The sequence below is a fragment of the Streptomyces sp. NPDC050619 genome, from assembly GCF_040654815.1.
Lineage (GTDB): Bacteria > Actinomycetota > Actinomycetes > Streptomycetales > Streptomycetaceae > Streptomyces.
Genome location: NZ_JBFAIR010000001.1, coordinates 264,592 through 277,596, shown reverse-complemented (window position 1 = coordinate 277,596; position 13,005 = coordinate 264,592). Strand labels below are relative to the sequence as shown.

The window sequence follows — 13,005 nt, the reverse complement described above, 5'->3', positions numbered from 1 at the left end:
CCCCAGGTAACACCGACAGCGGTCCGAGTCATTCCCGGCTGTCCGGCGTCAGGGGCGCGTGGGAGGATCAAGCCAGGATCAAGCCCTGTCCGCATACTGAACACCGCCCGAGGGAGTACCGCCCGTGCCCGGTGAGAACCTGTCCCGCGACGAGGCCCGGGAGCGGGCCGCCCTGCTGTCCGTCGACGGCTACGACGTGTCCCTCGACATCCGTACGGCCGTCGGCGACGACACCGGGGACGGACCGCGCACCTTCCGCTCGGTCACCACGATCCGCTTCCGCTGCGCCGAGCCGGGTGCGTCCAGCTTCGCGGACCTGATCGCACCGAGCGTCACCGCCGTCTCCCTCAACGGCAAGGATCTCGACCCCAGCGAGGTCTTCGACGGCTCCCGGATCGCCCTGGAGGACCTCGCCGCCGACAACGAGCTGATCGTCGACGCCCAGTGCGCCTACTCCCGCACCGGCGAGGGCCTGCACCGCTTCGTCGACCCCGAGGACGGCGAGGTGTACCTGTACACGCAGTACGAGCCGGCCGACTCCCGCCGCGTCTTCGCGAACTTCGAGCAGCCGGACCTGAAGGCGCCCTTCCGCTTCGAGGTACGGGCGCCCGAGGGCTGGACGGTGTGGAGCAACGGCCTCGGTGAACTCGCCGACGGGGTCTGGCGGTTCGCGGAGACCAAGCCGATCTCGACGTACATCACCTGCGTGACGGCGGGCCCGTACCACTACGTGACCGATTCCTACGAGCGCACCTTCGAGGACGGCACACATCTGGAGATCCCCCTCGGCGCCCTCTGCCGCAAGGGCCTGGCCCCCTACTTCGACTCCGACGACATCTTCCTCGTCACCAAGCAGGGCCTGGACTTCTTCCACGACCACTTCGACTACCCGTACCCCTTCGGGAAGTACGACCAGGCGTTCGTGCCCGAGTACAACCTCGGCGCGATGGAGAACCCGGGACTGGTCACCTTCCGGGAGGAGTTCATCTTCCGGGGCAAGGTGACGCGTGCGTCGTACGAGGGCCGGGCGAACGTCGTCCTGCACGAGATGGCGCACATGTGGTTCGGCGACCTGGTCACCATGGAGTGGTGGGACGACCTGTGGCTCAAGGAGTCCTTCGCCGACTTCATGGGCGCGTTCTCCCTGGTCGGCGCGACCCGCTTCAAGAGCGGCTGGATCACCTTCGCCAACCGCCGCAAGTCGTGGGCGTACCGCGCCGACCAGCTCCCCTCCACGCACCCGATCACGGCGGACATCCGCGACCTCCAGGACGCCAAGCTGAACTTCGACGGCATCACGTACGCCAAGGGCGCGTCGGTGCTCAAGCAGCTGGTGGCGTACGTCGGCCAGGACGCGTTCCTGGAAGGCGCCCGGCGCTACTTCAAGCGGAACGCGTACGGCAACACGCGCCTGGGTGACCTGCTGTCCGTGCTGGAGGAGACCAGCGGGCGGGACATGGCCACGTGGTCGCGGGCGTGGCTCCAGACGGCCGGGGTCAACTCCCTCACCCCGCAGGTGCTGTTGAGCCCGGAGGGCCGCATCGACGAGCTGGCGGTGGTGCAGGAGGCAGCCGAATCCCACCCAGAACTGCGCCCGCACCGGGTGGCGGTGGGCCTGTACCGGCGTTCCGCGGACGGTTCCCTGGCGCGGTATGCCCGTGCCGAGGTGGACGTCGAGGGCCCGCGGACGGTCGTATCGGAGCTGGCGGGCGCCGAAGCCCCCGACCTGGTCCTGGTCAACGACGACGACCTCACCTACTGCAAGATCCGCTTCGACGAGACGTCGCTGGAGACGCTGAAGGGCGGGCTGGGCAGCATCACCGACCCCCTGGCCCGCGCCCTGTGCTGGTCGGCCCTGTGGAACATGACCCGGGACGCCCTGCTCCCGGCGCGGGACTTCGTGGGCCTGGTGCTGCGGTTCGCGGGCCGCGAGTCCGACATCGGCGTGCTCCAGATGCTGCACGCGTGGGCCAACTCCTCGCTGGTCAACTACGTGGCCCCCGACTGGCGCGAGACCGGCGGCCGGCTGCTCGCCGAGGGCGCGCTGCGCGAGCTGCGCGGTGCCGAGCCGGGCGGCGAGCCCCAGCTGGCGTGGGCGCGGTTCTTCGCGACGGTGGCGTCACAACCGGCCGATCTGCGGGTGCTCCAGGGCCTGTTGGCGGGCACGGAGAAGATCGAGGGGCTGGAGGTCGACCAGGAGCTGCGCTGGTCGTTCCTGGAACCGCTGGCGGCCCACGGCGCCGCGGACGAGTCCGCCCTGGCCGCCGAACTGGCCCGCGACGACACGGCGTCCGGCAAGCGCCACCAGGTCCGCTGCCTGGCCGCACGCCCCTCGACGGCGGTGAAGGCGCAGGCCTGGGCCCAGGTGGTGGAGTCGGACGCCCTCTCGAACTCCTTGATCGAGTCGACCATCGCGGGCTTCGACCACCCCTCGCAGCGAGAGCTGCTCGCGCCGTACGCGGAGAAGTACTTCACCGTGATCGAGCGGGTGTGGCGGGAGCGGTCGATCCAGATCGCGATGCACGTGGTCCAGGGCCTGTTCCCCTCGCTCCAGCACTCACAGGCCACGCTGGACGCGACGGACACCTGGCTCGCGGCCCACGCGGACGCGGCCCCCGCCCTGCGCAGGCTGGTACTGGAGGCACGGGACGACCTGGCGCGGGCACTGCGGGGGCAGGCGTGCGACGCGGGAGCGGCGACCGCGGACTGAGAATCTCCGTTACGGAATTCAGCCAATCACAGCCGTAACCCCTGGTCCCCACCCGAACGGACCAGGGGTTTTCCGCCCCTTCTCGGCACTCGAACACCCGTCCTTTAGTGCTGGCTTGTCCGGATTTGCCGACGGGCCTGTAACAACGGTTAAAAGGCGATTCATTGGCGGGAATCTGCCGGTCATGAATCACCACAACCCCCCGCTCCCGCCGCTGTCTCCCCGTCCCCTCCACCACCTCTCCGAGGTGCACCGCCGCGTCCTGACGGCCACTCAGCTGCGCGCGCACGGCGTCACGGCCGCCGAGGCGAACGAGCAGTGCCGCGCCGGCGGCCCCTGGCAGCAGTTCCTCCCCGGCGTCTTCCTGCTCCACCCCGGCCCGCCGACCAGCGAGGAGCGGCTGCACGCGGTGCTGATGTACGCGGCCCGGGAGCAGACCACCGCGGTCCCGGCCCAGCCCGGCGCGGCCGACCCGCACCGCCCGGCGTACGTGGACGCGATGATCACCGGCCTGGCAGCCCTGACCCTCCACGGCTTCAGCTCAACTCCCCCGCTCCCGTCCCTGGACCGCATCGACGTCCTGGTCCCCCGCCTGCGCCGCCTGCGCACGACAGGCTGCGCCCGCATCGTCCGTACGGCCGCCCTGCCGACCGCGCAAGCTGTTGCGGGCCTCCCGGTCGCCCCGGTCCCGCGCGCCCTCGCCGACGCGGTCTCGGAACTGTCGGACGCTGGCGCCGTGCGCCGGCTGCTGACGGAGGCGGTACGCGGCCGCCACTGCGAACCGGCGGCGGTGGTACGGGCGTTGAACAACGCGAAACTGCTGAGCCGCCCGCACGTCGTGGACGCGGTGGACTCCCTGCTGGCCGAGGGCCGCGCCATCGCGGAGGAACGCCTGTACCGGATGGTCCAGGAGTACGGCCTCCCGGACCCGGTGTGGAACGTGGACCTGAGACTTCCGGGAGGCCCGCACCTCGGCGGCCTGGACGCGTACTGGCCGGAACAGGCGGTGGCGGTGGAGCTGGACACGCGCGCACCCCGCCAGGACGTAGGCCAAGACCTTCGTCAGGACCTTCGTCAGGACGACGACATCCTGTGGTCCGAATACGCCCGCAAGCGCGAGCACCTGGAGCGGCTGGGCATCACGGTCGTCCACATCACCCCGAAGAAACTCCGGGACTCGATCGAACAACAGGCGACGGTGGTCCGTACGGCACTGATGGCGTCCGGCGACCGTGATCCGGCCGCGTATGTCGTGGTGCTGCCCCGGTAGTGACGGACCGGGGCAGGGCCAGGAGGGGAGAGGAGGGGCCGCCGGGGTGATATCCGACGGCCCCTCCTCATGTGCTGCTGATTGGTCTTACTCACCCTCGGCGAGCTTGATGATCTTCCCGTTCTTGTCCACGCTGTGGGTGTACCAGTAGACGTCCCACTTGTCGCCGACTGTCTCGGGTTCCTTGCCTTCCGGATAGCGGACGTATCCCTCCGGGGGCTCCTCCCCATTGGACACGCACGCGGCGCCGGAGCTGCCCACCGCCAGCACCCCGTACTCGCCGCCCCCGCAGCTCGCGTCCTCCATCGAGCAGGCGGTCGCCAGCATCGCCACGGTCACGCCGGCGAATACGAGTCCCATCGGCAGCGGCAAGTGAACTCGGCTGGTCCTGGTCCTGCGCACAGTTGACTCCTTCTCGATGGCCTGTGCGACCAGCTTGCGTCAGCCGAGGAGATCCCTCATGAGTACGCCTACTCAGATCTTGCTCAGTCGCCGCAGAACTCCGCCTCGATCACGGCGTCGCTGTCCCCCGACCAGTCGCCGTTGAAGTTGAAGGCGAGGGAGTGGCGGCCGTCGCTCGTCGTGACGGCGTCGGAGTTCGACCCGTGGATGCCGCCGTCATGGCCCCAGACGTGGACGCCGCAGCTGAGCTCGCGGTCGACGAGGCCCAGGCCGTAGCCGTTCGCGCCCTTCGACCTGACCGTCGTCTTCATCTCCTTCAGCTGCTCGGGCGGGAGCAGCCGGCCACGGAGCAGGGACGTGTAGAAGCGGTTCAGGTCGGCCGAGCTGGAGATCATTTCGCCCGAGCCGAAGGCGATCCGCGGGTTCAGTTCGGTGACGTCGTACGTCGGGCCCGTCGCGGTCCTGGCAAGTTTGGAGTAGGCACGACTGCTGGGCCGGGGGACGGTGACCCGGGTGCCGGGGACCGACGTGGCCGTCAGGTGCAGGGGCTCGATGACGCGGTGGCGGATCTCGTCGCCGTACCCGTTGCCCGTGGCCTTCTCGATCACCAGCGCAGCCAGCACGTAGTCCGTGTTGGAGTACCTCCACGACGTGCCCGGCGCGAAGAACGGCTCGTGGGACATGGCGATCGCGATCAGATCCTCGGGGGCCTTCTGGTCGTAGCGGTGTTCGAGGAAGCCGTCGGCGGTCCTGTACGTCTGCTGGAACGTCGGGTCCGCCAGGTAGTCGAAGATGCCGCTCGTGTGGTTCAGGAGCTGGCGGAGGGAGATCCGGCTGCCGTCGTGGCCGTTGCCCCGGACCAGTCCCGGCAGCCACTCCTCCACCGTGTCGTCCAGGGACAGCCGTCCCTCCGCCTCCAGTTGGAGCACCACGGTCGCCACGAAGGTCTTGGTGATGCTCCCGACCCGGTAGTGGTCGTGCGGCGAGCGCGGCTTCCGCGTCCCGAGGTCGCCCACGCCGGCGGTCGCCGACCAGGTGCCCCGTCGGTCCTTCGCCGTGGCCGTCACCCCGGGCACGCCGTCCGCGACCGCGGCGTCGATGGCCTTGCGGGTCGCGTCGTGCCGCCCGGCGTTCCCGGCGGGCACCGCCGCGATCGCGGGACCCGCCAGGGCGGCCGTCAGCGCCAGGGCCGTCGCCGCCACCAGAGTCGTTCGTACGGTCATGTCCTCCCCTTTCGTCAGATGGAGGGACCCGGCGCGCTGCGCGGGCGTTGACAGCCGCCGCTCCGGTTGACCGGGTTTCAGCCCTCTTTCATCAAGGTCGAGGATGATGTCGGTGCGAGACGCGCCCGTACCGTCTTGCCGACGTCCGCGCGCAGGAACCAGTCCAACTCGGCGGCGAGTTGAGCGACGACCAGGAGCCCACGGCCGTCCTCGCCCTCCGGTTCCTGTCTGATCGCGGGGAACACCCGCACCGGGTCCGACACGTCGATGTTCAGCGCACGGTCCTCCAACTCCGTGATCCGCAGCCACAGTTCATGCCCGGGGAGCCGAGCGTGCCGTACGGCGTTGGCTACCAGCTCCGAGGTGACGAGCACGGCGTCGTCGATGTCTCCGGGCCACAGCCACATGGTCAGCCGACGGCGGGTGTGGAGGCGGGCGAGGCGGACGCTGCGGGGGGTCATGGGGTAGCCCAGGGTCCAGTCGTGGGTGAGGAGGGTGGGGGGTTGGGGGTTGGGCATGTGGGGTCCCTTTCACGTTTGGGCTGTGCAACCACGGTGACGAGACCGCATATCGAGCTGCAATCGAAACTCCTCAGAAATTTCTGGGAAGTTGAGAATGGACTATGCCCGCATCTGCACAAAGGGCTGCACGGGCTGTACACGCCGTGTCACACTCGGCACGCGGGATCAAGTGACACGTACAGGAGCACACAGGCGGTGCACATGGCGGCAAAGCGCGGGCGGACCGGCCAGCGACTCGAACTCGGACTCCAGTTGCGTCAGTTGCGCGAGGGGTGCGGCCTCGGCGATCGCGGTGGCGGGCTTACACGGAAGCAGGCGGTGCAAGGGCTACGGCTCTCCGAGGCAACGCTGCTCAGGATCGAAACCGGAGCCCTGAACTTCCGCAACGTCGGCGACTTGCGCAAGCTGCTGGACAAGTACGGCGTCACCGACGAGGACGTCATCGAGTCGCTGATCAACCTCAACCGGGAGTCCGGTCACCAGGACTGGCTGACCCAGTTCCGGGGCCTGGTGCCGACCGGCATGCCGGCGTTCGTAGGACTTGAGCCGGAGGCCCGCAGTATGCGGGCGTACCACCCGACCCTGGTGTACGGCCTTCTCCAGACGGAGCGCTACGCCCACGCCCTCATCGAAACGCACAAGCCGATCGAGGAGCACACCTCGGAGTTCGTCCGCAGTAGCGTGGAGCTACGAATGAAGCGCCAGGAAGTGCTCACCAGGGAGGACCCAGTCAAGCTCCGCGTGATCCTGGGCGAGGCGGCTCTCCGGTACCCGGTCGGAGGCGCCGAAGTGATGCACGAGCAGTTCGAGAAACTCGTGACGATGTCGTCCTGGGACCACATCACCCTCCAGGTGCTGCCTTTCCGGTCCGGCTACCGCTCTGCCAACGACTTCGCGATCCTCGACCTCGGCGACGATCTTCCGCCGCGCGTCCAGATCGACAGCGCCTGGGGCGCAACACACACGTCGGACAAGCGCCGTGAAGTCGACCGCTTCATCCGCCGATTCGACGCCATGACAGCATCGGCGCTGCCCCCCGAGGACACGCCGGACTTCCTGCACCGACTAGAACGAGAGCTGTAGCCATGCCCACGCATCCCGTTGCCCCCGAACTCGCGCCGGACTACGCCTGGTTCAAGTCGTCGTACAGCGACGGCACTGGCCAGAACTGCCTCGAAGCCGTCCACCTCCCCCAGGCCAGAGCCATAGCCATCCGCGACTCCAAAACCCCCACCGGCCCCGCCCTCCTCCTCCCCCCCACGGCGTGGACCCCCTTCCTCACCCACCTCCGCGAGACCTGACGCCGGCCCCTCGGTTCCCCAGCGCTCCCAGTTTCGGGGACGTCCGAAACACCTACCGGCGCACGGCGCGGCGGTCGCAGACTCCAGGCATGTCCAGGGGCAGACCCGGGACGTGAACGGGGAATCGAGGGGACGGGGGCAGCCGTGCGTGACAAGAACACCGGCGCGTGGTGCTCGGCGGTGGCAGGGATGCTGGTGCTCATCGTCGGGGCCACGGCCTGCGGGGAGAGCCCCGCCCGGGAGGGGAGCCGGCCCAGGAAGGCGACCGCGCAGGAGCTCGCTCTGCTGGACCGGGGCGAGGAGGCCCTCGTCCAGCGGTGCATGGCGCGGCACGGCTTCCGGTATCGGCCGGCCCCACCGCGCACGCCGGACGAGCAGCGCGACTTCCCGTACGTGGTGGACGACCCGGCCTGGGCGCGCAGGCACGGCTACGGCGGGGACCTGCTGCGCAGGGCGCAGCGGCAGCGGACGGAGAGTCCCAACGCCAGTTACGTGCGCCGCCTTTCACCCGAGCGCCGACAGGCCTACTTCAACGCCTTGTCCGGGAGCGGGGCCAAGGCCCTGGAGGTCACGGTCCCGGTCGGCGCGATGGTCCGGCAGTCCAGCACAGGCTGCATAGCCGAGGCCCAGGGCAGGCTCTACGGCGACTTCCGGGAGTGGTTCCGGGCCGACACCCTGGCCTCGAACATCCCGGATCACGGCGACAAGCTGCGCAGTCACCCGGACTTCCGCACCGCCGTGCGGCAGTGGTCGGACTGCATGCGGGCGAAGGGCCTCCCCTACCAGAGCCCCGCCCATCTCCAGCGCGAGTTGGAGGAGCGCATCGCGGGCGCGAGCGTACGACGCGCCCACAGCATCGAGGTCCGGCTCGCGACAGCGGAGGCCGCGTGCGCCCGCAGCACCTCGCTCGCGGCCACGGTGCACCGGCTGACCCGGCACTACGCGCTCGCCGACCAGGATAAGTACGGCTCGGAGATCGAGGCCAGGGACCGGATGCGGCTGGCCGCGCTGGACCGCGCCGGAGAGCTTGCCGGGCGTCGCTGAGCCCGGCAGCAGGGTGTGCGACCGCCCAGGCGGCGGCCGCATGCACCACACGGAAACCATCGAGAGATCAGAATCGAGAGATCACAGGAGAGATCAGCTATGCGCAAACTCAAGTTGGTACTGGCAGCCACGGCCTCTGTCGCCTTCATCGGTGCGACGGTCCCGGCCGCTGCCTCCGCCGCCGCGTCGGCGGACTCGGCCGCCGCACGCGTCCAGGTGCGCGAGGTCTCGGTGCAGGACCGGAACTGCCGCGAGACCGTGCAGGCGTTCCACGACACCGGCACGGTGAACATGTACAACGCCGCCTCCTGCGGCGGCTCCGCGCTCTGCAAGGACTACGACAACGACAGCGACTACAGCACCGGCGGCGCCTGCCACGGCAGCGACACCAACCGCACGAGTTCCGTCGCCAACCTGGGCTGGACCAACGTCCGCCAGGACGTGCGCTTCTACTCCGGCCCCTACTACAACCGGTACATCGGCTGCGTCAAGCGCAGCCAGTACTGGAACCACATCCCCAACGACGCCAACAACACGATCTCCTCGCACAAGTGGGCCAACTGCTGATCGGAAAGCATCCCGCCGGACCGGCGTCCGGCGGGATGACGCCCAGCGTGCGGGTCTTCTCCCCGAGTTGCCGCCATACCTTCGGCGCAGCCGGGGAGTTCTTCATGAGCACCGCACTCCGACTCCAAGGTCGTCGCCCTACGCCCTTCCGGCGAGCAGGTCGACGCCCAGCGGCGTGAGGGTGTGGCGTACGCGATGGCGCTCTCTGGTGCTGGTGATGAGCCCGGCTTTGCGCAGTACGGTGGCGTGTTCGCTGGCGGAGGACAGGGATACTCCGGCATGTCGCGCCAACTCGCTGGTGGTACGGGGCTCGTGGAGGGTCTGGAGCACCGCTGCGCGGGTGTGCCCCAGCAGCGGCGCCAGCCGGGAGCCGGCAGCGGAGGGTGGGGGCGGCCGTCCTGTTCTGGCCGGATAGACCAATACGGGCGGCAGTCCTTCGTTCAGGAGGGCGACCGGCGTGTTGCGGCAGAAGTACGAGGGCACCAGGAGCAGTCCGCGGCCTTGCAGATGCACATCTCTGTCCACGGGGTAGTCGGCCGCCAGGACAGGCCGCTGCCAGCGCAGGAGGGGTGCGAACGTGCGCAGCATCGCTTCCGTATCGATGCTGCACTGGGTCCTGGTGCGGTGCAGACGGTCGGCCTCGATGCGAGAGGCGATGTCCTGCCAGGCGGGTGCGAGGACGGAGTCGTGGTACTGACGCAGGGCCTTGCCCAGTTGGTGGAGAGTACCGGTTTCGCCGTCGGCCAGAGCGCGGGCCCAGGTGGGCAGCGGGTTGCGCACCGACAAGAGCGTGACTTCCGCGCGTAATTGGTGCCGCGGGGTGCAGAGCACGGCTTCGATGCCGCACTCCAGCCCGCCTGAAGCCGCGGCGGGGGTGAGGAAGTCCGGGAAGTAGCCGCGGGCCGGCATCAGCGGGGCAAGCACCCGCTGTGCCTGCCGGCCGCGTCGGCACGCTCTGCGTAGCCAGGCGTCGAGTACCGGGTCCCGTCGCTTCTCTTGAAGCTGATGCATGCTCAGCATGGTTTCCCACAAAGGGTCCGGTCCGTCCGCAATCCGGGTACGGGCCAGATCTCCGGCGCTGAAGTGCATCCGTAGCACGGCTTCCCCCAAACCGTTCCCGTGACGGCTCGCTCGCCGTTGCGCGGGCCCCGCCCCGGCCCGACCCAGCTGAGAACTGCGATTCTCCCTCCGGGAGTGTAGCGACGAGAATGGTGATTCTCAAGGCGTGCGCCTCGATGGACATAGCGCTGCCCCATGCCTGAGAATTACGGTTCTCACGTCGGTGCGGGGCGTGAACTTCCCATCCGGAGGCGATGACCAGTCATGCAGGACGATGCGTCGCACGTGGTCGCGGTCGCGGATGACCTGTTCTACACCCACGGCGTCCACGTGGTGACGATGCAGCGCATCCGGGACGAATCAGGGGTGTCGCTGAAGAAGCTCTACGGGATGTTCCCGTCCAAGGACCTGCTGCTGGCAGCCTGCCTCGTCCGACGCGACGACATCGCGCGGTCCGCGATCAAGGAACGCGTCGGCGCGATCGACGAACCGGTGGAGAAGGTCCTTGGGACCTTTGACTTCCTGGACGACTGGTTTCACCAACCGGGCTTTCGCGGGTGCGTGTTCGCCGGTGCGTTCGGGGAAGCGGGGGCCGCCGCACACGTCGTCGTGGCCGCGGTTCAGGCGCACAAGCGGGCTATGCGCGAGCTGCTGACCGAGCTGGCGGTGCAGGCGGGCATACGGGACGCGGATGCGGTGGGGGCGCAGTTGGCTGTGCTGTTCGACGGCGCGATGGCGGTGGCCACGTTCACGGGGGACACGGATGCGGCGCGGTATGCCCGTCAGACGGCGCAGACCGTTCTCGACGCCGCGCTCTGACCTGTCGGGGCGGGCACAGCTCGTGGCGGAAGAGCCCCGACGGCTACCTCTGCCGACTGCCTCCGCCGACTGCCTCCGGGAAGTACCTCCCCTACCCCCGAAAATGAACAGGGAGTGACCACCCCCCAGCCGTCCGGGGAGCCTTCGCATACGCGCAGGGTGGCCCAAGATCCACGTACGGTGATCGGCGTTGCGCGTTGCCGCCTCGTTCACGCGCAGGTCATTCCCGGTGCCAACGATCCAATGTGAGCGGGAAGTTCGCGACAGCGACCGCCCGCGACCACTGCCGACGCGTTCGCACCCGGGGAGACCGCGCCATGTCGCGCATACGCTCTGTCGCCGGCTCCGCACTTGGAGCCAATCGCCGTACCGTCCTCGCCGCCACCGCGGCGGTAACCCTCTCCGCGGGCGTCGGCTACGCCCTGCGGCCCACCGACAGCCGGGCCGCCACCGCTACCCCGGGCACGGGCGCGGGCGAAGCGCCCGTGGCCCAGTCCCGCACCGCCCCGGCCGCGCCGCTGGCGCCGTACACCCGTGGCACCACCCTCGCCACCGTCGCCGCCCCGCGCACGAGCTCCGGGTACCGCCGCCTGGGTGATGGACCCGGCTGGAGCCGGAAGGTGCGCGGCGAACTGGCGGCGCCCAAGGCGGGCCGGGCCGGGCGCCGCAGCACGCTCGCCGCCTTCGTGCAGCTCACCGATCTGCATCTGATCGACGCCCAGCACCCGATGCGCCTGGAGTACCTGCGCTCCAGCGACATCCACGCCTGGCGGCCGCACGAGGCGCTGACCGTGCCGGGCGCCATCTCGCTCGTGGAGCGGATCAACGCGCTGCGGGGCGCCCCCGTCACCGGCGCCCCGCTGCACTTCGCCATGACCACCGGCGACAACACGGACAACAACGCCAAGACCGAGCTCGACTGGTTCCTGACCATCATGAGCGGCGGCCGGATCACCGCCAACTCCGGTGACCCGCGGCACTACGAGGGCGTCCAGAACAGCGGGATCAAGCAGTACTGGCAGCCCGACACCGCCGTGCGCGACGCCGACAAGCAGCTCGGTTTCCCGCAGATCGAGGGATATCTGGCCGCCGCGCTGCGGGAGTTGAACAGCCCCGGTCTCAACCTGCCCTGGTACTCCACGGTCGGCAACCACGACTCCATGCCGCTGGGCTGCTACGGCCACGGCGACTCCTGGCTCGCCGAGTACGCGATCGGCGGCAAGAAGCTGATGAGCCTGCCCGAGGCCGAGGCGAAGAAGCTCCAGGCGTCCATCGCGGACGACAAGGACCCCAAGGGGACCGCGTTCCGCGACCTGCTCAAGGCGCACGCCCGCGACATGCGCTCGGTCACCCCGGACGAGCGGCGCGCCCCCTACACCGCCGCCGAGTACCTCAAGGCCCACCTGGACCCGGCCTACCGGGGCCTGGGCCCGGTAGGCCACGGCTACTCCTCCGCGAACCTCGACGCGGGCACGCAGTACTACAGCTTCCGCATCGCCGACGACGTCATCGGCATCAGCCTCGACACCACCGACCCCGGCGGCCACTACAACGGCTCCATCGGAACGGCCCAGTTGAAGTGGCTGGACAAGACCCTGCGGGACAACAAGGACTCGTACGCGGTCGTCTTCAGCCACCACACCAGCAAGACGATGGAGAACACCCGCCCCGACCCGGCCCACCCCGGCGAGCGGCGGCACGACGGCCAGGAGGTCATCGCCCTCCTCGGCAGCCACCCGGGCGTCCTGGCCTGGGTGAACGGACACATCCACCGCAACGACATCACCGCGCACTCCGCGCCCGACGGCCGCTCCTTCTGGGAGATCTCCACCGCCTCCCACGTCGACTATCCCCAACTCGCCCGCGTCATCGAGCTGGTGGACAACAAGGACGGCACGGTCTCGATCTTCACCACGTGCGTCGAGTCCTCGGCCCCGCACCGCACGGACTTCACCGACCTCTCCCAGACCGGCCTGGCGGCCCTCTACCGCGAACTGTCCTTCAACGCGCCGGGGGCCCGGACGGACCTGGGCGGGGAGTCGAAGGACCGGAACACGGAGCTGGTGCTGAAGAAGGGCTGAGCTTGCTC

Annotated in this window: 12 protein-coding genes; 8 read left to right on the top strand and 4 right to left on the bottom strand. The window is 69.4% G+C overall.

The genetic code is table 11. From position 1 onward, the window contains the following. The first annotated feature begins 124 nt into the window (after positions 1–124). Both pepN and AB0I77_RS01240 read left to right on the top strand, forming a co-directional pair. Positions 125–2,710 (top strand): aminopeptidase N, encoded by a 2,586-nt coding sequence (gene pepN, locus AB0I77_RS01245; protein ID WP_363280185.1) that lies wholly within the window; start codon positions 125–127, stop codon positions 2,708–2,710. 184 nt (positions 2,711–2,894) lie between these two features. Beyond that, on the top strand, positions 2,895–3,980 hold the full coding sequence (locus AB0I77_RS01240; protein ID WP_363280184.1) for a hypothetical protein: 1,086 nt from the start codon (positions 2,895–2,897) through the stop codon (positions 3,978–3,980). Between the two features lie 87 nt (positions 3,981–4,067). Here AB0I77_RS01240 and AB0I77_RS01235 read toward each other — a convergent pair whose 3' ends face one another. From AB0I77_RS01235 to AB0I77_RS01225, 3 genes are all read right to left on the bottom strand, one after another. Continuing rightward, on the bottom strand, positions 4,068–4,340 hold the full coding sequence (locus tag AB0I77_RS01235; RefSeq protein WP_363280542.1) for a hypothetical protein: 273 nt from the start codon (positions 4,338–4,340) through the stop codon (positions 4,068–4,070). 125 nt (positions 4,341–4,465) lie between these two features. After that, the gene (locus AB0I77_RS01230; protein ID WP_363280183.1) at positions 4,466–5,605 is read right to left on the bottom strand and encodes a serine hydrolase domain-containing protein; all 1,140 of its coding nucleotides are present in this window, start codon (positions 5,603–5,605) and stop codon (positions 4,466–4,468) included. Positions 5,606–5,682: 77 nt separating this feature from the next. Then, positions 5,683–6,123 carry an ATP-binding protein gene (locus AB0I77_RS01225; protein WP_363280182.1) on the bottom strand — a complete coding sequence of 147 codons (441 nt, stop codon included), beginning with the start codon at positions 6,121–6,123 and terminating at the stop codon, positions 5,683–5,685. Between the two features lie 204 nt (positions 6,124–6,327). Here AB0I77_RS01225 and AB0I77_RS01220 point away from each other — a divergent pair, with 204 nt between their 5' ends. The 4 genes from AB0I77_RS01220 (at position 6,328) to AB0I77_RS01205 (ending at position 9,038) form a co-directional block, all read left to right on the top strand. After that, positions 6,328–7,209 carry a helix-turn-helix transcriptional regulator gene (locus AB0I77_RS01220; protein ID WP_363280181.1) on the top strand — a complete coding sequence of 294 codons (882 nt, stop codon included), beginning with the start codon at positions 6,328–6,330 and terminating at the stop codon, positions 7,207–7,209. A gap of 2 nt (positions 7,210–7,211) precedes the next feature. Beyond that, on the top strand, positions 7,212–7,427 hold the full coding sequence (locus tag AB0I77_RS01215; RefSeq protein ID WP_363280179.1) for a DUF397 domain-containing protein: 216 nt from the start codon (positions 7,212–7,214) through the stop codon (positions 7,425–7,427). 144 nt (positions 7,428–7,571) lie between these two features. Continuing rightward, a complete protein-coding gene (locus AB0I77_RS01210; RefSeq protein ID WP_363280178.1) occupies positions 7,572–8,471 on the top strand; it encodes a hypothetical protein in 900 nt (299 codons plus the stop codon). 99 nt (positions 8,472–8,570) lie between these two features. Next, complete coding sequence (locus AB0I77_RS01205; RefSeq protein ID WP_363280177.1) at positions 8,571–9,038, top strand: hypothetical protein; 468 nt, start codon at positions 8,571–8,573, stop codon at positions 9,036–9,038. A gap of 138 nt (positions 9,039–9,176) precedes the next feature. Here AB0I77_RS01205 and AB0I77_RS01200 read toward each other — a convergent pair whose 3' ends face one another. Further along, positions 9,177–10,049 (bottom strand): winged helix-turn-helix domain-containing protein, encoded by an 873-nt coding sequence (locus tag AB0I77_RS01200; protein WP_363280176.1) that lies wholly within the window; start codon positions 10,047–10,049, stop codon positions 9,177–9,179. A 312-nt stretch (positions 10,050–10,361) separates the two neighbouring features. On the opposite strand from AB0I77_RS01200, the gene AB0I77_RS01195 reads away from it, so the two are divergent. Together AB0I77_RS01195 and AB0I77_RS01190 are read left to right on the top strand one after the other, a co-directional pair. Then, positions 10,362–10,916 (top strand): helix-turn-helix domain-containing protein, encoded by a 555-nt coding sequence (locus AB0I77_RS01195; protein WP_363280174.1) that lies wholly within the window; start codon positions 10,362–10,364, stop codon positions 10,914–10,916. Positions 10,917–11,233: 317 nt separating this feature from the next. Further along, on the top strand, positions 11,234–12,997 hold the full coding sequence (locus AB0I77_RS01190) for a TIGR03767 family metallophosphoesterase (protein WP_363280173.1): 1,764 nt from the start codon (positions 11,234–11,236) through the stop codon (positions 12,995–12,997). Positions 12,998–13,005 lie beyond the last annotated feature (8 nt).